At 63.5% G+C, this 24,949-nt stretch carries 22 protein-coding genes; 14 read left to right on the plus strand and 8 right to left on the minus strand.

The window, feature by feature from the left end:
• Positions 1 to 16 precede the first annotated feature (16 nt).
• Positions 17 to 1,342 (minus strand): CpaF family protein, encoded by a 1,326-nt coding sequence (locus KF708_09490; GenBank protein ID MBX3412909.1) that lies wholly within the window; start codon positions 1,340 to 1,342, stop codon positions 17 to 19.
• 453 nt (positions 1,343 to 1,795) lie between these two features.
• Here KF708_09490 and KF708_09495 point away from each other — a divergent pair, with 453 nt between their 5' ends.
• A complete protein-coding gene (locus KF708_09495; GenBank protein MBX3412910.1) occupies positions 1,796 to 3,295 on the plus strand; it encodes a metal ABC transporter permease in 1,500 nt (499 codons plus the stop codon).
• A 36-nt stretch (positions 3,296 to 3,331) separates the two neighbouring features.
• On the opposite strand, the gene KF708_09500 is transcribed toward KF708_09495, so the two are convergent.
• Both KF708_09500 and KF708_09505 read right to left on the minus strand, forming a co-directional pair.
• Complete coding sequence (locus KF708_09500) at positions 3,332 to 3,754, minus strand: carboxymuconolactone decarboxylase family protein (protein ID MBX3412911.1); 423 nt, start codon at positions 3,752 to 3,754, stop codon at positions 3,332 to 3,334.
• Positions 3,755 to 3,787: 33 nt separating this feature from the next.
• Entirely contained in the window at positions 3,788 to 5,077 is a 1,290-nt protein-coding gene (locus KF708_09505) for a PQQ-binding-like beta-propeller repeat protein (protein MBX3412912.1), read from the minus strand.
• Positions 5,078 to 5,893: 816 nt separating this feature from the next.
• Between KF708_09505 and KF708_09510 the strand changes: the two genes are divergently transcribed.
• Positions 5,894 to 6,451, plus strand: a complete 558-nt coding sequence (locus KF708_09510) for a PRC-barrel domain-containing protein (protein MBX3412913.1) — start codon at positions 5,894 to 5,896, stop codon at positions 6,449 to 6,451.
• Positions 6,452 to 6,712: 261 nt separating this feature from the next.
• Positions 6,713 to 7,282: a GNAT family N-acetyltransferase gene (locus tag KF708_09515; GenBank protein ID MBX3412914.1), complete on the plus strand. Its 570-nt coding sequence runs from the start codon at positions 6,713 to 6,715 to the stop codon at positions 7,280 to 7,282.
• Positions 7,283 to 7,855: 573 nt separating this feature from the next.
• Here the strand turns inward: KF708_09515 and KF708_09520 are convergent.
• Both KF708_09520 and bcp read right to left on the minus strand, forming a co-directional pair.
• Positions 7,856 to 9,679, minus strand: a complete 1,824-nt coding sequence (locus KF708_09520; GenBank protein MBX3412915.1) for a redoxin domain-containing protein — start codon at positions 9,677 to 9,679, stop codon at positions 7,856 to 7,858.
• 162 nt (positions 9,680 to 9,841) lie between these two features.
• Positions 9,842 to 10,318 carry a thioredoxin-dependent thiol peroxidase gene (gene bcp / locus KF708_09525; protein ID MBX3412916.1) on the minus strand — a complete coding sequence of 159 codons (477 nt, stop codon included), beginning with the start codon at positions 10,316 to 10,318 and terminating at the stop codon, positions 9,842 to 9,844.
• 291 nt (positions 10,319 to 10,609) lie between these two features.
• Between bcp and rsfS the strand changes: the two genes are divergently transcribed.
• The 7 genes from rsfS to solA all read left to right on the plus strand — a co-directional run bounded on the left by rsfS (position 10,610) and on the right by solA (position 16,487).
• Positions 10,610 to 11,047, plus strand: coding sequence for a ribosome silencing factor (gene rsfS / locus KF708_09530; protein MBX3412917.1), 438 nt, complete (start codon positions 10,610 to 10,612; stop codon positions 11,045 to 11,047).
• A 197-nt stretch (positions 11,048 to 11,244) separates the two neighbouring features.
• Positions 11,245 to 11,856, plus strand: a complete 612-nt coding sequence (locus KF708_09535) for a 5-formyltetrahydrofolate cyclo-ligase (GenBank protein ID MBX3412918.1) — start codon at positions 11,245 to 11,247, stop codon at positions 11,854 to 11,856.
• A 100-nt stretch (positions 11,857 to 11,956) separates the two neighbouring features.
• Entirely contained in the window at positions 11,957 to 12,889 is a 933-nt protein-coding gene (gene fhcD, locus KF708_09540) for a formylmethanofuran--tetrahydromethanopterin N-formyltransferase (protein ID MBX3412919.1), read from the plus strand.
• Positions 12,890 to 13,056: 167 nt separating this feature from the next.
• Positions 13,057 to 14,580: a hypothetical protein gene (locus KF708_09545; protein ID MBX3412920.1), complete on the plus strand. Its 1,524-nt coding sequence runs from the start codon at positions 13,057 to 13,059 to the stop codon at positions 14,578 to 14,580.
• Between the two features lie 139 nt (positions 14,581 to 14,719).
• The gene (locus tag KF708_09550) at positions 14,720 to 15,034 is read left to right on the plus strand and encodes a hypothetical protein (GenBank protein MBX3412921.1); all 315 of its coding nucleotides are present in this window, start codon (positions 14,720 to 14,722) and stop codon (positions 15,032 to 15,034) included.
• 1 nt (position 15,035) lies between these two features.
• Positions 15,036 to 15,326, plus strand: a complete 291-nt coding sequence (locus KF708_09555; protein MBX3412922.1) for a hypothetical protein — start codon at positions 15,036 to 15,038, stop codon at positions 15,324 to 15,326.
• Positions 15,327 to 15,341: 15 nt separating this feature from the next.
• On the plus strand, positions 15,342 to 16,487 hold the full coding sequence (solA, locus tag KF708_09560) for an N-methyl-L-tryptophan oxidase (protein MBX3412923.1): 1,146 nt from the start codon (positions 15,342 to 15,344) through the stop codon (positions 16,485 to 16,487).
• A gap of 122 nt (positions 16,488 to 16,609) precedes the next feature.
• Here solA and KF708_09565 read toward each other — a convergent pair whose 3' ends face one another.
• Together KF708_09565 and KF708_09570 are read right to left on the minus strand one after the other, a co-directional pair.
• Positions 16,610 to 17,002, minus strand: a complete 393-nt coding sequence (locus tag KF708_09565) for a hypothetical protein (GenBank protein ID MBX3412924.1) — start codon at positions 17,000 to 17,002, stop codon at positions 16,610 to 16,612.
• Between the two features lie 9 nt (positions 17,003 to 17,011).
• Positions 17,012 to 17,896 (minus strand): alpha/beta hydrolase, encoded by an 885-nt coding sequence (locus tag KF708_09570; protein ID MBX3412925.1) that lies wholly within the window; start codon positions 17,894 to 17,896, stop codon positions 17,012 to 17,014.
• 418 nt (positions 17,897 to 18,314) lie between these two features.
• Between KF708_09570 and KF708_09575 the strand changes: the two genes are divergently transcribed.
• Positions 18,315 to 19,676 (plus strand): Gfo/Idh/MocA family oxidoreductase, encoded by a 1,362-nt coding sequence (locus tag KF708_09575; protein ID MBX3412926.1) that lies wholly within the window; start codon positions 18,315 to 18,317, stop codon positions 19,674 to 19,676.
• Between the two features lie 95 nt (positions 19,677 to 19,771).
• Here the strand turns inward: KF708_09575 and KF708_09580 are convergent, their stop codons facing one another.
• Positions 19,772 to 21,091: a hypothetical protein gene (locus KF708_09580; GenBank protein ID MBX3412927.1), complete on the minus strand. Its 1,320-nt coding sequence runs from the start codon at positions 21,089 to 21,091 to the stop codon at positions 19,772 to 19,774.
• A gap of 292 nt (positions 21,092 to 21,383) precedes the next feature.
• On the opposite strand from KF708_09580, the gene KF708_09585 reads away from it, so the two are divergent.
• The 3 genes from KF708_09585 (at position 21,384) to KF708_09595 (ending at position 24,948) form a co-directional block, all read left to right on the plus strand.
• Positions 21,384 to 22,664 carry a TIGR00300 family protein gene (locus KF708_09585; GenBank protein MBX3412928.1) on the plus strand — a complete coding sequence of 427 codons (1,281 nt, stop codon included), beginning with the start codon at positions 21,384 to 21,386 and terminating at the stop codon, positions 22,662 to 22,664.
• 18 nt (positions 22,665 to 22,682) lie between these two features.
• Positions 22,683 to 23,534, plus strand: a complete 852-nt coding sequence (locus KF708_09590) for an amidinotransferase (GenBank protein ID MBX3412929.1) — start codon at positions 22,683 to 22,685, stop codon at positions 23,532 to 23,534.
• A 217-nt stretch (positions 23,535 to 23,751) separates the two neighbouring features.
• Positions 23,752 to 24,948, plus strand: a complete 1,197-nt coding sequence (locus tag KF708_09595) for a DUF5009 domain-containing protein (protein ID MBX3412930.1) — start codon at positions 23,752 to 23,754, stop codon at positions 24,946 to 24,948.
• Position 24,949: the final 1 nt, after the last annotated feature.

The following is a 24,949-nucleotide window of genomic DNA, read 5'->3' on the forward strand; positions in this document are numbered from 1 at the left end:
CCACCGCGCGGCGGCGCTAGTCCTCCAGCATCACGCGCTGACGGAACGCGCTGGCCGGCAAACGCACGCCAGCCTGCTCGAGGCGGTCCATGAACGCCGGTCGAATGCCGGTCGAGATGAAGCGGCCATGGGCGCGGCCGTTCTCGTCGATGCCGGTCTGCTCGAACAAGTAGATATCCTGCATCACGATCGTGTCTTGCTCCATGCCGACCACTTCCGAGATGTGCGTGATCTTGCGCGGACCACCCTGCAGGCGGTTGGCCTGAATGATGACGTCCACGGCGCTGGCGATCTGCTGACGCATCGCCTTGAGCGGCAGCTCGAAGCCGGTCATCGTGATCAACGTCTCGAGACGGGCCAACGCGTCGCGCGGCGTATTGGCGTGGACCGTGGTCAGCGAGCCTTCGTGACCCGTGTTCATGGCCTGGAGCATGTCGAGGGTTTCGGCGCCGCGGCATTCGCCGATGATGATGCGTTCGGGACGCATACGCAGGGCGTTGCGCACGAGGTCGGTCGCCGTGATGGCTCCCTTGCCTTCGATGTTCGCCGGGCGCGTTTCGAGCCGCACGACGTGGTCCTGCTGCAATTGCAACTCGGCCGCGTCCTCGATCGTCACGATGCGCTCGTGGTTCGGGATGAAGCTCGACAGCGTGTTCAACAGCGTCGTCTTACCCGAGCCGGTACCCCCCGAGATGATCATGTTCAAGCGGGCCTTGATGCAGCCTTCGAGCAGCATCACCATTTCGGGCGTGAAGGCCTTGTAGTTCAGCAGGTCTTCGAGCTTGAGCGGATTCGAGCCGAAACGGCGAATCGACAGCGCCGCCCCGTCGAGGGCCAGCGGCGGAATAATCGCGTTCACACGGGAGCCGTCGGGCAGACGCGCGTCGACCATCGGGCAGACTTCGTCCACGCGGCGACCCACCCGCGACACGATGCGGTCGATGATCTGCAGCAAGTGGTTGTTATCGCGGAAGACCACGTTGGTCTTCTCCAGCTTGCCCCGACGTTCGACGTACACGCTGCGAGGGCCGTTGACCAGGATATCGCTGATCGTCGAGTCCTTGAGCAGGAACTCGAGCGGGCCGAGACCGAACGTCTCGTCGAGCACTTCTTCGATCAGCCGCTCGCGCTCGTTGCGATTGAGCAGGGTGTCTTCGGTATCGCACAGGTGCTCGATCACCAGGCGGATTTCGCGGCGCAGCGTATCGCCCGCCATCTCACCCACGCGCGTAAGGTCGAGCTTGTCGACCAGCTTCGAGTGGATGCGGCGCTTCAGTTCTTCGAACTCCGCGTTCTGCGCGCGGTCGTTCGTGCGATTCGACGTAACGGTGGGGGCAGGCATGGTGGGAATTCTCTCGCCGTGGCTGGGGGGAGCCGCGCCGTCGGCGCCGCCACCCATCCCGGGCGCGTGCGACGACGAACTCGAACGGAAACGTCCAAAACGCGGAGCGAGGAGTCGCCATCTCCAGATCGCAACGTTCCCCGCGGATATCCGCTCGAAGAAAACATAGCTCACCTATTTACGGCGTTGCGGGCTGGCAAAACTGCACCGATCCTGAGGCGGCAGACGGAGTTTCGTGCGGTAACACAGGTTCCCGCGGGGTAGGGGGCATCGGCTGGCGCGGGTCGAGTGGATCGTGCCGGAGAGTCCAATGGTGACGAGCCTGAAAAGTGTCACGCCCCCCCTGCCCTTGCCGGTACGCATGGCTCGAGATTAGGCTGCAACGCGCGGAGGGTGGGCTGGAAGTACACCCCCCGAGAGCTGCTGAAAAGTGCCCGCTGCCAGGTGGAAAGAATGCGAAGCTGGATGTTGATCGTCGTGACGCTGCTGGTCTGGGGGGGCGGAATCGGGCTCGCGCTGGCGGCCCCGCACGAAGATGCGCACCAGGCGATCGAGCATGCGGCGAAGCCGAACTCCCTCTCGCTGGTCGACCACCGGTTGAGCTGGCCGGACTCCGCCGATGTGTGGCGGGTGGTCAGCCTGCGCGACTACAACACCCGGATCGTGTTGGCCGGCACCATGTTGCTGGGCGTCGTCGGTGGCGTCGTGGGCACGTTTATGCTGCTGCGCAAGCGAGCCCTGGCCGGGGATGTCGTGGGACATGCCTCGCTGCCCGGGATTGCCACGGCTTTCATCGTGATGGAGAGCATCTCGCCCGGCAGCGGCAAGTCGCTTCCCGGGCTGCTGACCGGCGCGCTGATCGCCGGGGCGTGCGGTCTGGCGAGCGTCCTGGCGATTCGACGTCTGACGCGGATCAAGGAAGACGCGGCGCTGGCGATCGTGTTATCGGTCTTCTTCGGCTTTGGCATCGTGCTCTTTACCGTCGTACAGAGCATTCCCTCCGGGGGCGCGGCGGGGCTGCAGGGATTCATCTTTGGCAAAGCCGCTTCGCTCGTGGCGGCGGATGTGAATCTGATCTCGGCGGCCTCGCTGGTGGTGCTCGTGATCTGCACGCTGCTTTTTAAAGAGTTGTCGCTCGTCTGCTTCGACGAGAACTATGCGGCCGCCGAAGGTTGGCCCGTCACGTGGCTCGATCTCGTACTGATGTCGCTCGTGGCGGCGGTCTCGGTCATTGGTTTGCAAAGCGTGGGCCTGCTGCTCGTGGTGGCCATGCTGATCATTCCCCCCTCGGCGGCGAGGTTCTGGACCGACGATTTGCGCCGCATGACCCTCGTCGCGGCGCTCTTGGGGGGAGCTAGTGCGGCGGTGGGCGCTCTGGGCAGTGCTTTGTTTCCCCGGTTGGCCGCGGGGGCGGTCATCGTCCTGGCCGGCGCGTTGGCGTTTGGGATCAGCCTGCTGTTTGGCACGAAGCGAGGATTTCTGCACCGCCTGCTGGCCGACCGCCGCTTGCGTCAAGAAGTCGCCGAGCAACACCTGTTGCGCGGCTGCTACGAGTTGCTCGAGGCGATTCAGCCTGTGGCCACGGCCGCGGATCTGGCGGATAGGCCGATCTCGATGATGCAATTGCTCGACTTGCGCTCGTGGAACTTCCGGCGGCTTCAGCAGGTGATCGCCCGGGCCGAACGCGAAGGATTGGTCGAGCTTCGTAGTCGAGACGTCGTGACACTGACCCGTGCCGGCGCGGTCGAGGCGCAACGCGTGGTGCGCAATCACCGACTGTGGGAACTGTACCTGATTAACTACGCCGATGTCGCACCGAGCCGGGTCGATCGTAGCGCTGATCGAATCGAACACGTGCTCGAGCCCGAGGTGATGCGCAAGCTCGAAGAGACGTTGCGCACGAAATATCCGCGGCTGAGCGATGTTCCCCCCAGTCCGCATGCGATGGGCTGAAATACAACTGGCGATGGCACGCCCTGCCGCGCGAGTCTAAAGTGGGGGCAGAATATCGGGGCGGATCTGATAGGCATCGGCCAGCGCATTGGTCGAATTGAAGAGTGCCACGACCGAGAGCAGCTCGCCCAATGCCTCGTCGTCGAGACCGAGCTTCTTGACCGCCGCCGTGTGCGAATTGATGCAGTAGGCGCAGCCGTTCGTGGCGGAGACCGCCAGGGCGATCATCTCCTTGGTCAAGGGGTCGAGCCGCCCGGGACCCATGATCCGCTTCAATCGCTGCCAGGTCTCTTCGAGCAAAGGAGGATAGTTGGCCAGCGTCTTCCACATGTTCGGGATAAAGTCGATCTTCTTGGTGGCCATGATGTCGTCGAAGATCTCCCGCACGCGTCCGGTGGACTCGGCGTATTCGACAGGGCGAACCGTGGCGACACGATCGGTGGGGTTCTGTTGCGACATGTTGAGTTTGGCTCCGTCGTGACTTCCTGAGAATTAGTTGCCACCGCCAGCGTTGGACGAGCTTGGGGCATCGACCGCGGGCAATTCGACGCACACGAGTTCGCTGTCGTCGCGCGCGAATACAGCCCGCTCGGTGTAGGCCGGATGCGCCCAGGTCGGGCCGATGATGTTCGTCCGCGATTCCTCCACGTAGCCAGCGGGCCGGAGGCGGAATAATACGAGCTCGCCATTGGCATTCAGTGCGATGGCGCGGTCTTCATCCCCCAACCAGACGAGGCTCGCCTGAGGATTGCGGTCGCGCGGCGTGAGCTGATTGCCGTCATCCCACAACTTGCGCCCACTGGCGAGTTCAAAGCAAGTCAGCCCCAGTGTCTTGTCGAGCGAATAGACGTATCCCTGTCGATAAAGGGGCTGCGACATCAGTCCGCGCAGCTCGCGCTCGTTCTCCCAAGCCAACTCAACGTTGCCCGGCTCTTGGCCCAAGCGGATAGCCTTCGAGCCCTCCCAGTAACCGCTGACGAAGACGAGGTCTTCGGCAAAGATAGGCGTGGCGATCGACACTCCGTAAGTCACCTTGTAGGGAATGCTCCACAACATCTTGCCATCGCGCGGTTGCACGCCGATGACGTGCTCGGGCGTCCAGCAGATCAATTGTGGCTGGCCGGCGCGTTCGATGAGAATCGGTGTCGCGTAACCGGCGGGATCGGTCGAGGCACGCCACACCTCCTGCCCCGTGGCACGATCGAGAGCGACAAGGCAACCATCGGGTCGTACCCCTGGTTGCAGGATCACCAGGTTCTCGAATACCACGGGGGAAGCGGCCAGTCCCCATTCGGGCAGTTGCGCCGCGTAATCGCGGACGAAATCCTTGCTCCAGATGACTTCGCCCGTCCGCACGTCGAGGCAATAGGCGTGCCCCACCGCGCCGAGCGTGTAGACCCGATCTTCGAAGATGGTGGGGGCAGCACGTGGGCCGTTGCCGTAGTCGAGATCGCCGTAGGCGACCGGGTACGCGTGTTGCCACACGGGCTCGCCATTGTCGGCACGGTAGGCAAGCACGCGCTCGGCCTCGCCCGGCTTCCGCTGACGATCCATCGTGTAGACGAGTCCGTCGCTGGCCACCACGCCGGCGTAGCCGCCTCCGATCGGTTGGCGCCAGCGCCGCTTCAGGCCATCCGCAGGCCACTGGGCGGGTAGTTTTGGCGCCTGCCAGGTGCCGTCGCCGCGCGGCCCTCGCCACCGCGGCCAATCTTCGGCGGGCGCCAGTTTAGTCATGCTCACCAGTAGCAGGGCCCCAGCGAGCGAAGCCAGGAATCGGTACATGCGAATGCCAAGCATGGATGTTGAATATGGAAGGTGGGACAGAGTCGCGCCAGTGTACCCCGGGAACTTCGAGCACGAAATGTAGCAAGTCACATGATCGATAGCGCACGCATGTTCGTGGACTGGTAAGTGTCCAGCGTCTTGGGGGCCCTCACGACTCGAAAGATACAGCGCCGTGGATGGGTTGATTCGATCCGGCGTGCTGACGGCACTGAAGGCATTGCGCGCTTTGGAGAAACGCCGATCGCTGCCAGCACGTCATTCGATATCGGCGAGGTGTTTTCAGGCAGGATCGCCCTCTCTTGGAATGGCTCCGCAGCTCAGCGATTGGCGCAAAGTGTAAAATTCTTGTGACACGCGTCGCCGAGTCGGATGTACCCGCGCGGATTTACGAAAGGCCGCGACGCAACATCGAATCTGCCAGTCTTGTCGCGCGACGAATGCCGGTGGCGCTGCCACGGGAACTCGGACGGCAAGGCTCGTAGAGCGCGGATCGTGGCGCCACGCGGTCCGCGCCCGTTTTCTGAACAGGCGAGCCTCACCGCCACGGGTGCGCGAGCACCGATGATCGCCGACAACGCACGATCGTCGGGGAGAAAGTTCCACCGGTTTGCTGACCGCGCGCCGAAGCGGTAGCGGTCGGCGCAGCGATCGAGGGAGGTAGCCATGTTTTCCGCATCGATAGTTCGACTTCTGTTGGGTGTAGGGCTTCTCGGAGTTTTAATTCTACCCTGCGCCGTTTCAGCAAACGATGCTCCTGCCCAGACTCCGCAAGTGCAGGCAGCTTCTTCCTTCCGTGCCAGTAATGCGATCGGCATGCCGGTGCGCAGTCCGCTCGGCGAGAATCTCGGCAAGGTCGAGGATCTGATGTTCGACGTGCGGAGCGGACGCATCACCTATGCGATCTTGTCGCACGGTGGGTTCCTGGGCTTTGGAAGCAAGCTGTTTCCGGTGCCTTGGCGTGAGATGAATCTGCGCTTCGACGAGACGACGAACTACTTCGTCCTCGATGCGACGCCGCAGTTCCTCGAACGGGTGCCCAGCTTCGATCGAGAACATTGGCCCGATCGAGAAGCGGGCTGGCAAGAGCTCGTCGAGGGGTTGTTCCCGGTTCATCAGGGCATCGTCAAATCCGCCGGCGATAAAAAACTGGTGATGACGTTCGCCGGGGGCGAGGCCGAGCACACGCATACCGTGGCGAACGATGCGCAGATCATGCGCGACGGCAAGCCCGCGACGCTCGACGATTTGCGAGCGGGCGATCGCATCAAGGTAACCAGCGAAGAGCAGGCCGGCATCCGCGTGGTGACCAAGATCGAGGCCCAGTCCGAGTTTTTCCATGGATATCCGCTCGAGGAGAAGCAGATTCCCTAGACCGCGCAACCGAAGCACCCACGCCGGGCGCACGACAGGGGAGTTGTCGGGCTGAAGCGACCCGACCGACTTCCCTGCCGGCGTGGGAGTTGTTCATGCCTGTGCTGCGAAGGAGCCCCGGCGCAGCGCCCGACAATCGACGGCCCGACGTCTCCGCGGGCCTTCTTTGAGCCAGGGGCGCGTAGGGATCGAAGTTTTCTGACAGGAAGGGGGGCCGTCCTGTCTACGACGAACAGCAGATTCTCTTAACAAGGAGTGTGTATGCCTCTCCCCCTCGCGACCTGCGATGAACGCGTCGTGCGCCGCTACCCGCGCCATATCGCCACGCTCGACGGAGTGGAACTAACCGTCACGCCCATGGTGCCTTCGGACTGGAAAAGCCTGGAACAGTTCGTCCACGCCGCGCCCGATTCGGAGCGGCAATTCTTCCGTCGTGACCTGCCCGACAGCGAACGTGTCGAGCGCTGGTGCGCCGAGCTCGACTACCATCACGTGATGCCCATTCTCGCTTGGGACGCCGATCGCATCGTGGCCGACGCTACGTTGTTGCTCGATCCCGATCTGTGGACGGGGCACGTGGGCAAGCTGCGCTTGAGCGTGCATCCCGACTATCGGGGACGCGGCGTGGCGAGCGCCATGTTGAACGAGGTGACCGCCCTCGCCCGCGAGTTGGGGCTGCACAAGCTGGTCCACGAATGTGGCAGCCCGCAAACGCCGCTGATCGAGTTCCTGCGCCGCGCCGGGTTCGAAGAAGTGGTGCGTCTAACGGGCTTCGTCCGCAACCGCGACGGCGAATTGCACGATATGGTGATGCTGGTGTGCGATGTGTAGGGCGACAATCCTGAAGGGCGTTTCACCCGATCGGAGCCTGCCAGCGTGACACAGCACTTGGCCCCAGATTAGACTTAAGGTGCCTCTGGTTGTTGCTACTTGGTCCGCTGTTAACGCTATGCGGCGCGTCACCGATGGCGGTGTTCCATCGCTGAGGTCTGTGGCAGCTTGTTCGCTGCTGGGCGGACTTCGATTCTAGTGATTCCGAGACGAACCGGCATTACGTTTTGGTCAGCGCAAGTCTGTTCGAACGAGTTCAAGGTTTGCTAGGCGACAGCACCGGCGATTCGAACGACCTGTATCAACTTCTAGCCGATCTCGCTCCAGAAGACTGGGAAGATGCCTCCAACTACGAGCAGACTTGACCATGAAGGTGCGGCGGGGCGACATGGTCTTGCTTGGTCATCTCTACTCGAGTGGCGTTGGTGCTAAGGTGAGACCTGCGCTCATCGTACACGGGGATCACGACAATAACCGATCGCAGAAGGACTATCAATGCGGTGGGAGTGTCCTTCTATTGCCGATATCAGAACTTGTATCATTTCGAGCCGGCCGGATCGGTCGAGCGATCGACTATTGGCCCCCGGTCTCTCGGTCTGCCTTGTCGTTTTCAGGATCCGCCCCATCTTCATCCAGGCTCGGCTTTTCCCCCACCGGCACGGCCATGTCGAACCAGCCGATCATCATCTCTTCCCACGTCTGATCGCCCCAACGGACGGCCTTCGTAGGGTCGGGGTTCGCCGGATTGTTTTCCGAGTTGTCGTAGTGTGCCGTGCAGAAAAGCTTCGACTTCGGCGGTAACTGCAGTGGCTCGGCCAGGATGAAGTGGTTCTGCCAGTTGAAGTCGTAACGTGGGACATCGAGCACGATTTCGCTCGAGCCGTCGGGCTGAACGACTTCATAGCGGAACGATTTGCCGCGCACGTGCATGTGCGGGAAGAACGAGAGGATCGTCGCCCCGTCGCGGAATTTCTTCGACGAGTTGATCTTGTGGTTGTCCGCGCCGGGTGGGATCTGGAACAGGTTGTTCGCACACGCCACCGTGGCCACCTGATATTGCACCTTGGTCGGATCGTCGACGAACACCAGGCCGATGCTGCTGCGGTCGTCGAGTTGTTCTCCGCAGGGCGTGTAGTGCATCTGGAAGACGAGCTTCGAGCCAGCCGGGATGCGCTTGGCCATGTTGTCGGGATAGACGAAGGGACGCGTTCCCGGAGCAAAGCCCGCCAGGAAATGGAAGCCACGCGGATCGCCTGATCCACTCGCGCCGGCCGGCGGACGCACGAAGACGATAATGTGATGCACCACGCGGCGATTGCCCGGCATGCACTCGGCCACGCGGATCCATTTGTCCTCGGCGAACCCCGGATCGACCGTGAAATACTGATAGTCGACCACCCCCTCGGCCGGCACGGTGTACGCGTCGTCGCTCATGTAGACGATCTGGTCGGGCTCCTTCGGCAACAGCCAGCCGTCGACATACTGCTGCGGCTCGGGCAGGTCGGCGCGATCTCCTTCGGGAGCGCCGGCGGCCGCCCACTCGTAGATCATCTGTTGTTCGTCGTCGGTCAGACGAATATCGTTCGAGAAGTGCCCATACTTCGGATCGGCGTGCCAGGGAGGCATGCGCTGCTCGCGCACTACTTCGGCGATCATGTCGGCCCAACCGACGGCGTCGCTGTAGTCGGTCAGCGAGAAGGGAGCCACTTGTCCCGGTCGATGGCACTCGACGCAGTGTTGCTGGAAGATGCGGGCAATTTGATTCGAGTAGGTTACTGTCGCGCCAGGTTTCACATCACGCACGCGCCCGATCAGGCAGCCGGCCGCTTCGACGTGCGGCACGCTGATCGCTTTACCGGCCAGTGCCTCGTCGAGGGCCACGGCCAGATCGCGCCGCGTAGGTTCGTTCTTCTGATATCCCACGCCGAACTGATCGTCGATCCGCCCCGCGTAACGCACCTGGCGATCGGCATCGAGCAGAAAGACCTCGGGCGTGCGCTCGGCCTGGAACTGATCGGCGACGACGTTGCCCGTGTCTTTGAGCAGTGGGAAGTTGAGCTTGGCGTCTCGAGCATAGTGGTTCATTTCGGTGACGGCATCCTGGCGATTCGAGTCGATGCCGAGGAAGGCGACCCCCTGCGGTCCATATTCCTCGGCCAGGGCCGCCAGGCGCGGGGCATAGAGCTTGGCCAACGGACATTCCGTGCCCAGGAAGGCGACGACCACCAGCTTCTTGTCGGCCAGGGCGTCGAGCGAATGTTCCGTGCCGCGGAAATCGCTCAGGGTGAAATTCTCGATCGGACGTCCCAGCCGGCTTTCGGCCTCGGCCGCGAAGGACGTACCGCCGAAGGTCGAGGCCAGGGCAAATACCACCACGAGCGCGCGCGGGGTTCGCATCGTTCGAGCCCTTTTCCTAGTCGGCTGCTCAAGGGGCGACGCCGGAGAACCCGGCGGAATGGACACCCCTGCTTACCGCCTACCTATACTACCGAAACCGCGTCCTGGTTTCACGCTCCATCGGCGCGGCCTCACGCGGGTGGGTCGAACCATCCCGTTCAGCTACTTGGGCAACTCTTTCAGGGCGGCGATGACCTGCTCGTCGTGGCCGTCGACCTGGACCCGTTTCCAGACCTTGGCGACCACCCCCTCGGCATCGATCAGATAGGTCGAGCGCTGGACACCCATCGATTTCTTGCCATACATGTTCTTTTCGCGCCACGCGCCGTACTTCTCGGCCACTTTGTGATCGGTGTCGGCCAGCAGCGAAAAGTTCAGCTTGTACTTGCTGCGGAACTTGCCGTGGCTCTCCAGGTCGTCGGTGCTGACGCCCAGCACGGTGGCCCCCAGCTTGGCGAGCTCGGTCTTGCGGTCGCGGAACGCGCACGCCTCTTTCGTGCAGCCCGGCGTGTCGTCGCGGGGATAGAAGTAGAGCACCACCGGCTTGCCCTTAAGGGCCGAGAGCTTGATCTTGCCGCCATCGTCGCTGGGCAGGGTGAAATCGGGAGCTTTCTTGCCGGCTTCGATCCAATCGCTCATGGGAGAAATGTCCAGGTTGGCTTTGAGGATAGGGCAGTTTCTACGGTGCAACCGGCCAAAGGCCGATCGGTCCGGCATTATAGCGGCGGCGTTTTGTGGGGCGAGCGGCCTGGGCGAACCTGATTGCTGCCGGACGGGTCGGTTCTGTATACAATAGAGGTGGATTCCTGCCCTGCTTCGAGCGGTCGTCAAGCCGAAGCCGCCGATCGGGAAGTCCCCCCACGCGTCACTGCCCCTCCCGTTCGCAGGGGAAGAAGCCATGCGGACAGCAATCAGACCCGTTTTGAAAGGATGCCTGTGGCCACATCCGAAGTCGGCCGTACGCAAAACTCCGCCGCCAGTTCTTCGCCCGCCAGTCTCGAATTAGCGTTGGCTGCCGCACGCGCGGCCCAGGATAGTCGAGGCCGCGAGGTCGTGGTGCTCGATATGCGTGAGTTGACGCCGATCTTCGATTACTTTGTCGTGGCCACCGGTACCAGTCAGCGGCAGCTTCGCGCGATGAGCGACGACATCGACCACGCGTTGGCCGCGCAGTTCAACGAACACCAGATGCGGACCGAAGGGTACACGAATACCCGCTGGATCCTGCTCGACTACGGCGATGTGGTCGTCCATCTCTTCGACGCCGACACGCGCAAGTATTACGCCCTGGAAGAGCTCTGGGGCGGGGCCAAGCGCGTGCCGTTCGACGGCGGCGATCCTGCCACCGTGCAGTTGAAGCCGCGCTAGGCTGCTCAATCTCTCCCTCTCCGCCGGCCAACGCCCCGCCCGTTGTTACACCCGCCTGGCCGGCGTCTTGCTCCGCCAGATCGCGGCCGTCGCCGGGGCTGGTTTGCGCTGGACGGGTCTTTCGCTACGATAGCCCCCTGGGCGTGACACGAGGGCATGCCCGCCGCATGGCAGTCAAGGACAGGATCTCTTTCCCCATGACGACCGAAACCACGCCCGTGTTGAACGAACGCAAAGCCGAGATTCGCGCCCAGGCCCACGCCAACCGCCGCGATCAAGAAAACAAGGACGAGCTGAGCCGCACGATCTGCCAGCGGTTCGTCGCGCTGCCCGAGTACGCTCGGGCCAAGACCGTGATGTACTACGTCGACGTGCGTACCGAAGTCCGCACGCGACATTTTCTGCCCGAGGCACTCGCCGGCGACAAACGCATCATCGTGCCCTACTGTGTCGAAGACATCCTGCAGCTTTTCCTGCTCGAGAGCATGGATGAGCTCGAGACCGGCATGTACAAGATTCTCGAGCCCCGCCCGGAACTGCGCGGGCTGCCCGAGAAGCAGGTCTCGGTCGAGGAGCTCGATCTGGTCATGGTGCCGGGCGTGGCGTTCGATCGCGAAGGTGGTCGCACGGGACACGGCAAGGGCTACTACGACAAGCTGCTCGAGACGGCTCGTCCCGATACGCCGCTCGTGGGCATCGCCTTCGAGTGCCAGTTGTTCCCGCAGATTCCCATGCAGTCGCACGACATCTTCATGGACAAGGTAATCACCGAGTTGGCGGTGTACGAAGGCCGCGGTCGAGGACGCTGATTCGATCCGCGCGGTCCAAAACCGAGCGCGACCGGCGAACGCCCGCTTTCCATCAGCACCGACGACGGCCGTCCCAGGACGTGGCAGGTAGCAAGACAACATGGATGATTCTCGCCGCGCGATTGTTGACGATACCTATGCCGAAGCCTTTCGCAGTCTGTACGCGGAATTTCTCATCACGGCCCGCGACCGGACGTGGCTCGACCATTCGATCGCGGCGGTGACGGGCCACGCGTCGAGCACGATCATGTGCGATTGCGAGGCGGGGCTCGATCGTTATGTCGGGCCCGGCGGCGATGGATCGCTCGAGACTCCCGACGGTCGCCCCGGCGCCGTCGTGCAACTGCACGTGCCGCGGTTTCGCAAAGACCGGGTCGAGGCGCTCGAGCGATCGCTCCTCACGCGCATCTGTCAGAACGTGCTCACCTGCCCTACCACTGCCTGCTTCAACCTGCTCGATTCGGATCCCTACTACAAGCTCGGCCGCAAGCTCGCCTTTTTTGGCGATGGCTATCAGTTCCGCGATGTGCGCTTCGGCCGTCGCGTGTGGGTCGTGCCGATCCTCAGTGGCGAATTCACGATCGATCGGCGCTTCGGCTTTGCCGATGGTCTGATGGGGGGCAACCTGTGGTACCTGGGGCGCGACGTCGACGCGGCCCTGCTGGCTGCCGAACGAGGACGCGACGCCGCGGCCAAGGTAGCGGGAGTAGTCATGCCCTTTCCGGGCGGGATCGCCAGCAGCGGATCAAAGGCTGGCAGCAGCTATTCGTTCTCCGTCGCCAGCACCTACGAAAAGTTCTGTCCCACGCTGCGCGAGAAGCTGGGAGCGGAATCGGGCGTGCCCGCGGGGGTACACTCGATCATGGAGATCATCCTCAACGGCCGCGATCTGGCGACGATCGTGCGGGCCACCCAGGCCGCCATCGAGGCGAGCGTCGATACTCCCGGCCTGGTGCGCATTTCGGCCGGCAATTACGGCGGCCGGTTGGGCAAGAGCTTTATCTATCTTGACCCGGCCAGGCAGCCCGCCTGAGTCTCTCCCACTTCGCTGACATGACAGCATTGAAGCGGGCCTCGCTCAGCCGATGATCGACCTTGCCGCATCGCGGCGATTTCCTTATCGTTCGCCCCCGATCCATTCCCCGGGGCAAGCACGTCGCCGATTGCCGCGTTCGCGGTCGCTTTCGTGCAATGTTCGTGATGAAATTCGAGGTCGGCATGCACTTTCGCAAGCGAGCCGTCTGGCTGACTGCGCTGGCACTGGTCAGTTGGTCGGGCTGCGCCATGCCGCACCACGTGCCACGCGTCGAAGACGGCACGCGCCAATCGAAGAGCGGCCGAGCCCCGACCACCGACGCCGAGGTGCTCGCCGCGGGTGGTTCCGTTGCCGACACCGCCGCTATCGAGAAGCAACGCCGCGCGGGCAGCAATATCGCCCCCCCTGCCGAATCGATCAGCGCGCAAAACCTGCCGCCCCAAGACATGGCGGCAATCATGGCCGAATTGCAAACGCTCGGCGCCATCGATCCGGCCATGCAGAATCAGCTCATGGAGGATCTCAAGAACACCGATCCGGCGCTCTGGCCTGGGCTGGTGCAATCGTTCCGAGCGACGCTCGCCTACCAGCGCCGCGCCGCAGGCGTCGCCACGCCGACCGCGCAGGGGGCCGTGCCGGCCGAAGCCCTCGCGACGATGCCGCGCGACGTACCGCCGCCGCGTATCCTGCCGGCGCAAGGCGTGGCCGCAGCGCATCCACTCGATCCTGCCAGCCAGCAAACCGTGAATGCCTTGGCGCAGACGACGCCGGGAGTCGATCGACTTCCACCCACCAATACCACCCTGCTGCCCACGAGCGAAGTGGTTCAGGCCTCTGCCACGGCGCCGGCCGGTGAAGCGACGAATGCCGTCGTGCCGGCGGTGGCCACCATGCCTGTGAACGAGCCAGAGCAGGTGCAGCCTGCGACCCTGGTGACTCCAGTGGCGGCCTCGACCGCGGCCGCTGCAACTCCTGCCGCCGCGATTCCCGTCGACTGGCAGTCGCAACTGACGACCGCGATTCAAGCGGCCGAGAGCGCACCGTCGGTTTCACCCGAGGACGACGTGCGCCGCGATGCCTACCTGCGGCTGATGTACCTGGTGGCCGGCCGGCGCGACGACGCCATGAAGCCCATCGCCGGCGCCACACCCGCCGAACAGAACTTCTGGTCGCAGGAATTGTTTGGCCTGGCGACGTATCTCGATCGCGCGAGCACGCCCGACGCGACGGCCCGCGCTGCCGCGGCGCTGCTGGCCTTGAACGAGGCCTCGGGGCATTTGGCCGAATCGAGTCCCATTGCGGTGCGTAATCTCTGCTTCTGCATCGACGTGAAGAGCTACGGCGTGTACGAGAAGTTCGCCAGCGAGGAGTTCCAGCCAGGCCAGACGGTGGTGCTGTACGCCGAGGTAGAGAACTTCAAGAGCGAGCCCTCGGCCGAGGGCTTTCACACGGCCCTGAAAAGCCGCTATCTGATCCTCGATCCGCAAGGTCAGCGCGTCGACGAGCACGAGTTCCCCCTCACCGAGGAACATTGCCGCAATCGTCGCCGCGACTTCTTCATGACCTACTACCTGAAGATGCCCGAGCGCATCTACGATGGCCAGTACACGCTGCAACTGACGATCGAGGATACGCTGGGGAAGAAGGTCGGCCAGTCCTCGACCACCTTCAAGGTGAAGGCGAACTAGTTCGGCGGGCGATTTTGTGACGTGGGCCGAGCGGCATCTGTACTCGTCGCATGCGGCGGCCTATCCTTAATGGGAGGGAGGCCAGCCGGGCGAACGTCCCTTTTCGGCAGTCCACTCTCATTCAACAAGGGAGGCGACCATGCCCCCGCGCGTCGGCGAGCAATCCGTGAACACGGCCGAGCAGGCGATGGAGTTATTGAAGCGGCTCTCGCTCGATGAGCGAAAGAAACTACTCAACCAGCTTGCACAACAGTTCGCCACGACGGACGAAGAGCTTGCGATCTGCGACGCACAAGGAGAAGTCGTCGGTTACCTGGTTCCCGCCGACCTGCGTCTCAGGCTGACTACGGTGGAATTCAGAAGAGAACTTCAGAAAAGCAGCGACAATCCCGGGACTGTCCGTCCGCTGCGCGAGGTGATCGAAGAATTGGAAGCGAGATTCAGCGAGCACTAGCGTGGCCAAACCGGGGCAGCGGTTCCAAGTCATCACCGTCCAAGACGCCGAGGCCATGCTGGCCGCGATTTGGACGGAAGCTGCTGCGCAAAGTGCAGGCACCGAGATCTCACGCGCCGCCAATCGGATTGACGCGGAGCTTGCTCGAGATCCCTACCAGGGATACTTCATTGGCGATCCGAATCAGTGGGCGGTATGCGAAGGTCCGCTCGTTGCCTGCTATGAGATTCTGGCGGACGACTTGACCGTGCTCATTCATCGCTTCGAGCGATCCCGAAAGCTGCAGCAATAGACTCATCGGATTCTCATGCCCACCTACGATGCCATCGTGCTCGGAACTGGCGGAGTCGGCAGTGCGGCGCTCTTCGAACTGGCCCGGCGCGGCCAGCGCGTGCTGGGGCTCGATCGCTTTCCAACCGCTCACGACCGGGGGAGCTCGCACGGTTCGACCCGCTTGATCCGGCAGGCGTACTTCGAGCATTCCGACTACGTGCCGCTGGTCTTGCGAGCTTATGAACGCTGGGCCGAGCTCGCGGCCCGGCGCGGACAAACGCTCTTGCATGAGACGGGGCTGCTGCAGATCGGCCCGGCCCGGGGCGTCGTCCTCTCGGGCGTGCGTGCGAGTGCCCGCCGGCATGGTCTCTTCATCGATGAGCTTTCACCCGCCGAGCTACGCGCGCGATTCCCTCAATTTAACGCTCCCACGCCGCTCTCCGGCATCTTCGAGCGTCGCGCCGGATGTCTGCTGGTCGAGGAATGCGTGCGAGCCCATCTGGAGGAGGCGATCCGTCTCGGGGCCGAGCATCGTACCGGGGTGTCCGCGCGCGCCTGGCGCCGGCAAGGTTCGGGCGTCGTCGTCGACACGGACGCCGGCCCGTTCGAGGCGGCTCGGCTGGTGATTGCCGCCGGACCCTGGACCTCGCAGGTACTCGCGGACTTGGGCCTGCCGCTAGTCGTGCGGCGCAAGAGCGTCTTCTGGTACGAGGCGCCCCCCGAGCATTTCACGCGCGCGGCAGGATTCCCGGCCTTCCTGGTCGAGGACGAGGCAGGGATCTTCTACGGCTTTCCGAGCTTCGATGCCGACGGGCTGAAGGTGGCCGAGCATACCGGCGGGCATCGCGTCGTCGATCCACTGATGGTAAATCGAGAGATCGACGCGGACGAAGAACAGCGCGTGCGCATGTTCCTCCAACGTTACCTGCCGGCGGTAAGCGACACACGCACCCGGCACTCGGTCTGCATGTATACGCTCTCGCCCGACGAGCACTTTATCATCGATCGGCACCCCGCCTGCGAGGCCGTCTTCTTTTGTGCCGGCCTGTCGGGGCACGGATTCAAGTTCACCTCGGTCTTGGGCGAGGCGTTGGCCGATCTGGCAGTCGACGGGCACACGTCGCTCCCCATCGAGTTCCTCTCGCTGGCGAGACTGCGAGCAGTGCGACCGAATAGTTAACCGCCCAGCCCACCCAGCGTTTGCAAATCGCATTGGTCAATCGGCCAAAGGCAAATCCAGGTGCTACCGATCCGGTAGGTGGTCGCACGCTTCGTGCCAAGCTTGGTGGTAACGATCGGCAGTCAGTTTGCCACTCGTTTGCCGTCGCGCCACTCTTCGTCGCGGATCACCTGGCCGTCGGCCGACCATTCCATGACTCGGCCGTGCGCGCGTCCCTCGACGTTCGTCAGTTCCATCTTCTTCTGGCCGTTTTCGTACCAGTACGTAAACAGCCCATGCTTGCGGCCGTGCTGCCAGTGGCCGATCGAGCGCTGCCGGCCGTTTTCGTACCACACTTCGACCGGCCCGTGATGGATCTCCTCGCCACGCCAGTCGCTGACGACCGATCGGCGGATGTGAAGAGAACCGTCAGGCCAACGTTCTTCGACGAGGTGTGCCGGTTCGGTCGTCGAGCGTCCACAGCCGGCGAGAACCGCTGTCAGGAGCATCAGCAGGAAGCAACAGCGTTCGCGCATCGCTTGTTCTCAGAGACGATCGTTGACGAACTGACCAATTTCGGCGATCGCCCGTCGGGTCCCGTCGAGCAGCGGGAATAAGTGCCAGACGTGGATCATCTCTTCGTAGATCGTACACCGCACGTCGAGGCCGGCCTTTTCGGCTCGTGCAGCGATCCGCGTCGAATCGTCGAAGAGCATTTCGCACGTTCCGACCTGAATCAACAGCGGCGGCAGGCCGGCTAGATCGGCATAGAGTGGCGACGCCAGGGGCGTACGAGGATCGGCCCCTGCCAAATACATCGAGGCCATCTGAAGCAACGGGTCGCGCAAGATCATCGGGTCGACCGCCCCCCTCGTCGTCATCGATTCGCCGCGGCATTCGAGGTCGACCCAGGGGGAAAGCAGCACTCCGGCCCCCGGCAAGGAGATGCCCGAGTCACGCAGCGCCACGAGCGTGGCGAGCGTCAGTCCGCCACCGGCCGAATCCCCCGCGATGGCGATCCGACGTGGCTCGACGCCCGACTCCAAGAGGCCGCGATACGCCGCCACGGCGTCGTCGACGGCGGCGGGAAAGGGATGTTCCGGCGCAAGACGATAATCGACGGCAAACGCACGCGCCGCGCATGCCGTGGCCAAGCGTAGTACCAGCTCGCGATATCCCGCCACCGAGCCGATCACGTAGGCGCCACCGTGCAGGTAGAGCAGGATGCGGCCCGGGATCGTGTTGTCGGAGCCGATCCACTCGCCGGCCACTCCCCCTAGTAACGCCGCTTCGTGCGCGATGAGCTTGTTGTGTCGTACCTCGGACATCATCTGGTCGAAGTTCGCGCGAAAGAACGCCAGATCCGGATGGGGTGGTATCGGCCGCGAACGCAACATCCGGATGACGGCAGCGAGCTTGGGGTCGGGCATTGCAGATGATTCTCCGTGGAACGAGCACTGGTTGTACCATTCGAGTTCTCGCTGCACAGGCTGGCTGCTTGTCTCACTTCTCGATTGCCGTCTCGAGAGAATGACAACTCGATCCGGCCTTTTTCTTGACACGCCACACCGCAGGGTTTCATAGTAGGGGCGAAATCTGGCATCAACGATAGTTCCGCGGGCACATACCAACCCCTCCTTCTCCCGCATCAACTGCCAACTGCCAACTGCCAACTGCCCACTGCCCACTGCCCACTGACCACTGACCACTGACCACTGACCACTGACCACTGACCACTGACCACTGACCACTGACCACTGACCACTGACCACTGCCCACTGACCACTGACCACTGACCACTGACCACTGACCACTGACCACTGACCACTGACCACTGAAAGGCACGCCATGCAGCCGCTCGATCGACGCCGATTCTTGCAGCAATCGACCCAAGCCGGCCTGGGACTCGCCGCGGCTGGGGCGATCTGGACGGCGCCCCGCCCAGTGCGGGCCGTTTCGGCGAACGAGAAGCTGGTGCTGGCGGTCGTGGGGCTCAAGGGACGCGGTAGCGTGCTAGCCCCCGATTTTGCCGCGCGGCCCGATTGCGAGGTGGCCTACATCGCCGATGTCGATACGCAATGGCATGCGCCGCGGGGCCAGGCGGTCGAAAGTGCGCAGGGTAAAGCCCCCCGGGCCGTGCAAGATTTCCGCCGCGCGCTCGACGACAAATCGGTCGATGCCGTCGTGATTGCCACCCCCGATCACTGGCACGCCTTGGCCACGATTTGGGCCTGCCAGGCGGGCAAGCACGTGTACGTCGAGAAACCGGCCAGCCACAGTCCCTGGGAAGGGCGTAAGATGGTCGAGGCCGCGCGCAAGTACGATCGAGTCGTGCAGCTCGGCACTCAGAATCGCAGCGCCCCCTACAACAAGAGCGCCAAGCAATACATCGACTCGGGCAAGCTCGGCAAGATTCAACTCGTCCGCGTCTACAACCAGAAGGGCTGGGGCAACGTGCCGGCGGTGCCCAACAGCGAGGCCGCCTCAACGCTCGACTATGACATGTGGACCGGACCCGCGCCACAGGCAGCTTACAACACGGTCGAGCACGGCACGTGGAATCACTTCTGGAAGTTTTCGGGGGGCGACATCATCAACGACGGCGTCCATCAGATGGATCTGGCGCGGTGGATGATCGGCCGCGACTATCCGAAGTCGGTCTATGCCGTCGGGGGACGCTACGAGCCGGGGGCCCTCGATACGCCCGACACGCAGGTCGCCACGTACGATTACGGCGATCTGCTGCTCACCTTCGAGCTGACGCTGAACACGCCCTACATGATCAAGAGCGATGCCGAGCTGCGCGACAGCGACGATTTTCCGCACTGGCCGCAGAACGCCGAACGGATCGAGATCTACGGTAGCGAAGGTCTGATGGTGCTGGGGCGTCACGGCTGCGGTTGGCAAGTCTTTACCCGACCGCACCAGCGCAAGCCCGTCGTCGTGGCAGCGGACAATGGTCCCTTCCCCGACCCCGAGCACAAGCAGGACTTCTGCGACGCGATTCGCGAGCATCGTCGGCCGAGCGCCGATATCGAAGAAGGACACAAGAGCACGCTCTTGTGCCAATACGCCAACATCAGTTATCGCCTGGGGGGCGAAAAGCTGCTGATCGATCCGGCTACCGAAACGTGCGTCGACAACGATCGGGCCAATGCGCTGCTCAAACGCGAGTACCGGGCGCCGTACGTCGTGCCCGAGCAGGTCTAAGTATTAAGTATGCAGAACTTGCCCGTTCGACGTGCGAATGCGAGACGCCACGATCTAGCGCCAACGCTTGGAATGCACGCTGTGCGCCAAGCATTTTAGCGACTGGGCCGCCGTCCACGTCCGCCACGCCGTCCCCGACCGCCGCGTGGTGCGCCGCCATTGGGGTTCTTCACGCGGGAGTCCAGATTGGCCGAGATAATGTGATCGAGCGCCTCGGCCCAGGAGGTGATGTTGCGATGGTTGGGACGACCGAGATCGGCGTGGTCGTCTCCCTCATCGGCATCGGGGTCGCCATACGATTCCACTTCATTGCGATCATCGTCTTCTTCTTCTTCTTCTTCTTCTTCTTCGTCCGGCTCTTCACGACGGGCGGCCGGCGCTTTCTCGCGAGAGTCTTCCGACTCCTCACGACGATCGCGACCACGCCGGCCACGTCCGCGACGACGGCGGCGCCGCTTGCGCGGTGCTTCGTCTTCGTCACTAGTGCCCTCGCTGTCGAGCGTATCATGCTCGGCCGCCTCATCCTCATCGACGATCTGCGGCGTCACGTAACCGAATTCGTCGATCTCGGTGGTGGCAGCGACCTCATCGACGTCCAGATCGAACTCGTCGACCTCTTCGTCGAAATAGTTTTCGACGGGCAGATCGGCTGCGGGCGCCGGCGAAGTGGCTCCCTCGCCACGGCGACGACGGCGGCGACGGCGACGGCGACGTCCCCCTGAACCCTCTTCGCCCGAGCGTTCTTCAATCGAACGTTCTTCGCGGGAACGATCGTCGGGGCGAGCTTCGCCGCGTGGACTCTCGCCACGCGCGGCGCCACGGCGAGACCCCTCGCCACGGCCTTCACCACGCGAGCCTTCGCCACGGTCGCTCTCTCCGCGTGAACCTTCGCCCTGCGAACGCTCTTCGCGGGGGCGATCCTCGCGAGATCGATCGCCGCGACCGCGACGACCTTCGCCACGCCCGCCGCGCGAACGGCCGCGTTCGCCCGAACGTTCCGATCGCGCTTCACGCGGACGCTCCTCGCGCGCGGGGCGCGCAGGGGCTTCTTCATCGAGCCCCGAACCAAACGCGGACGACTCCTCTGCGGCTTCCGCCTCGCGGTGGCGATCGCTGCGGTGCGATTCGTCGCGATCCGTCGGCTCCGGACGCGCGGGAGGCGTCGGTTCGGCAGCGCGAGGTTCGCTGGCTGGTTCGGCGGGCAACTCCGTGGGAGCCAATCCCAACTCCCCCGCCAAACTTCCCCAGTCCGACGTCGGACGTGCCGGTGCAGGCCGAGGCACGGGCTCTTTCTTGGCAACGGGTCGTGGGGGGGCCGGCGCGGGTGGGGTGGGGCGATCGAGTTCCGGCGTGGCTTCGGCTCCCAGGTCCGACGCCAGTGAGGCCCAGTGATCCTGCTTGTTTTCGTCTGTCATGCGTGTGCTTCGTCCCGACAAAGTACGGTTGGCGATCCGCGGCCACTTACTTCGGAGGCCAGCGGTCCAGCGACAAGACGAGTCAGTATAGAGATTACCTCTGAGGTTGTGAAGTTGTGGCCTAGATTTAACTTACGGCCGCGCGGCGCCACCCGGCCGTGGCTCGAGTGAGCCCCTTCCGTCCGATGGCAGCGTAGAATGGAAGGCACCTCTCGCCAGGGCCGGTTCCGGCCGTAACTCGAAGACCCGATGGCCTTATGGCGTTGCGTGCGCCCCCTCGGAGAACTCGAACATGAACGCGCATGCCAGCCTCCCCCTCGCCGGTCCGCGCGACGCGACGCCCGATTTCGTCGAAGAAGTCGAGCTCACTGGCCACATCATCGACAGCTTTCTGCTTCCCAAGGTACTCGATCTGATCACCGCGCAGGGCGGATCGTTCCGCCTGAAGCAGATCGACGTCGGCCAGTTGCGCAACGATCCGAGCCACGCGCTGATCGAAGTGCAGGCCGACAATCCGCGGCATCTGGCCGATATCCTGCACGTGATCGCCGATCACGGGGCGGTTCCCACGCATGCGCACGATGTGCGGCTGGTCGAGGCCGACCTCGACGGTTGCTTCCCCGAGGGCTTCTATAGCACCACCAACCAGAAGACCTACGTCCGTCTCGCGGGAGATTGGATCGAGGTGGCCGATCAGGAGATGGACTGCGGTATCGCCGTCGATGCCCAGCGCCGCGCCGCCTGGTGCGTGCCGATGGTCGAAGTGCGACGGGGCCTCCACTTCGTCGTGGGGCATGGTGGCATCCGCGTCGTTCCCCCCGCTCGGGCTCACGAGCGCCAACTCTTCGAATTCATGGGTAGCGCCGTCTCGACCGAGAAGCCCAAGGGGGTCGCCATCCGCGAGATCGCCCACGAGCTGCGTCGCCATCGTCGGCCGCAGGGCAAGATTCTCGTCGTCGGGGGGCCGGCCATCGTTCACACGGGCAGTGGCGGGCATCTCTGCCAATTGATTCGTCATGGCTACGTCGATGTCTTGTTCGCCGGCAATGCACTGGCCACGCACGATATCGAGCAGGCCATGTTCGGTACGAGCCTGGGGGTGAGTCTCGATCGGGGCGAATCGGCCGATCGGGGACACGAGCATCACCTGCGGGCGATCAATCGCATTCGCCGCGCGGGAGGCATTCGCGAGGCCGTCGAGACCGGTCAACTGACCTCCGGCATCATGCACGACTGCGTCCGGCATGGCGTAGATTACCTGCTGGCGGGCAGCATTCGCGACGATGGCCCTCTGCCCGAGGTGATTACCGATACCCTCGTCGCGCAGCGCGAGATGCGGGCCAAGATCCGCGACGTCACGTTCTGCCTGATGATCGCCACCACGCTCCACTCGATCGCCGTGGGCAATCTGCTGCCGGCATGGGTCAAAGTGGTCTGCGTCGATATCAATCCCTCGACGGTCATCAAGCTGGGGGATCGCGGTTCGTTCCAGACCGTGGGGCTGGTGACCGACGTCGAGCCCTTCCTGCGCGAACTGCTGGCCGAGCTTCAACTGTCGACGGCCCCGGCCTAAAGCAGAAGGGAGACAGCCATGTCGATTCCACGGATTCTGATGTGCCCTCCCGATTACTTCGGGATCGAGTACGAGATCAACCCCTGGATGAGCCGCGAGCGGCCGAGCGATCACACCCTCGCCACGCGCCAGTGGTACGACCTGCGTGCCATGCTCGCATCGTGCGGCGCCACGATCGAACTGCTCGCCCCCGTGCCGGGCCTGCCCGATCTCGTCTTTACCGCCAACGCGGCCATGATCTATGAGGATCAGGCCATCCTGTCGCGCTTCCGGCACGACGAGCGGCAACGCGAAGTGCCGCACAACGAAGTGTGGTTCGCCGAGCATGGATTTCGCCTGCGCGAGGTGCCCGACGACGTCTACTTCGAAGGCGCCGGCGACGCCCTCTTCTGTAGCGATAGCCTCTTTGCCGGCTATCGCATTCGCAGCGATGCACGGGGCCATCAGCAGATCGGCACGCTGTTGGGTTGCCGCGTGATCCCGCTCGAGCTGGTCGATCCCTACTACTATCACCTCGATACCTGCTTCTGCCCCCTTGCTCCGGGGCAGGCGATCTATTTCCCCGGCGCGTTCGACGAGTACGGCCGCCGGGCGCTGGGCGAGCTGGTCGACGAGTTGATCGAAGTCGAAGAGTCCGAAGCGCGACGTTTCGCCTGCAATGCCGTCGTCGTGGGGCGGCACGTGGTGACCAATATCGATTGTCCGCGGCTGCACGCCGCGCTGCGGCTGCGCGGTTTTACGCCTCTGGCGACGCCGCTCGACGAGTTCGTCAAGTCGGGCGGAAGCGCCAAGTGCCTCACGCTGCGTCTGGACGGCGAAGAGGCGGCTGCGTGGAAGCACACCACCGCGCGATCCGCCGATTCGCGGTAGTGGTCGACCAGCCTGCATCCGCCTTTTTTTCCCATCTGCGTGAATCTGCGTCCATCGGTGGATGTATTTCGGCAGTTCTTGGTGCTTGCAGCGTTGACGTCGGCCGGCTTGTATACTGCCGGCCATGATGTCCAAAGATTCTTACGAAGTACGGCCGCCCGACGAACGTCCCGTCCCGAGGCGTGACCCTTCGCCGAAGCCGCCTCTCGAACGCGAAGTGAAAGTCGCGCGCGCGAAACAGTCCCTCCTGCCCGAGCGGCTGGCGAGCCTCGATGTCTATCGCGGCTTCGTCATGTTCCTGATGCTGGGCGAGGTCTTGAGCTTTGGCGCGGTGGCCGCGGCCCTCCCCGAGAACCCCATGTGGAGCTTTCTCGAATACCACCAGTCGCACGTCGAATGGGTCGGCTGCTCGCTGCACGACTTGATTCAGCCCTCCTTCTCGTTCATCGTCGGCGTGGCGCTCCCCTTCTCGATCGCCGCACGCACGGCCAAGGGGCAAACCCCGGGGCAGATGACGTGGCACGCCTTCCGCCGGGCCTTGATTCTCGTTTTGCTCGGCGTGTTTCTCCGCTCGACCTATGCCGACCAGACACGCTGGACCTTCGAGGACACGCTCACGCAGATTGGCCTGGGCTATGGCTTTCTCTTCGTGCTGGGATTTCGCGCCGTGTGGATGCAGGTGCTGGCGTTCGGCCTGATCTTGGTTGGCTATTGGGGGGCGTTCGCCCTCTATCCGCTGCCGGGGCCCGACTTCGACTGGAGCCAGACCGGCGTCTCGCCTGACTGGGCCGAAAACGCCACTGGCTTTGCCGCGCACTGGAACAAGAACACCAATCTCGCCTGGGCGTTCGATCGCTGGTTCTTGAACCTCTTTCCGCGCGCGAAGCCATTCGAGTTCAATGGTGGCGGCTACTCGACGCTGAGCTTCATTCCCACGCTGGCGACGATGATCCTCGGGCTAATTGCCGGCGAGGTGCTGCGCTTCGACTGGCTACGCTGGCAGAAGGTGCTCGGCTTCGTGCTCGTCGGTGCTGTCTGCCTGGCGGCCGGCTGGGCCTCGAACGAGTACGGCCTCTGCCCCTCGGTGAAGCGCATCTGGACGCCGAGTTGGGTGCTTGAAAGTGGCGGCTGGTGCCTGCTGCTTCTAGCCGGCTTCTACACGGTCGTCGACTGGATCGGTTTCAAAGCCTGGGCCTTCCCGCTCACCGTGATCGGCATGAACTCGATCGTGGCCTACTGCCTGGCCAAGTTCGAAGGTTTTGTGAGCAGCAGCCTGCACACTCACTTCGGCCACACCCCATTCGAGATCCTGGGCACGCCCTACGTGCCACTCCTGCACGGAGCGGCCGTACTGCTCTGCTTCTGGCTGATTCTCTACTGGATGTACCGGCAGAGGATCTTTGTGAGGATTTGAC

The sequence above is a fragment of the Pirellulales bacterium genome, from assembly GCA_019636335.1.
Taxonomy (GTDB): domain Bacteria; phylum Planctomycetota; class Planctomycetia; order Pirellulales; family JAEUIK01; genus JAHBXR01.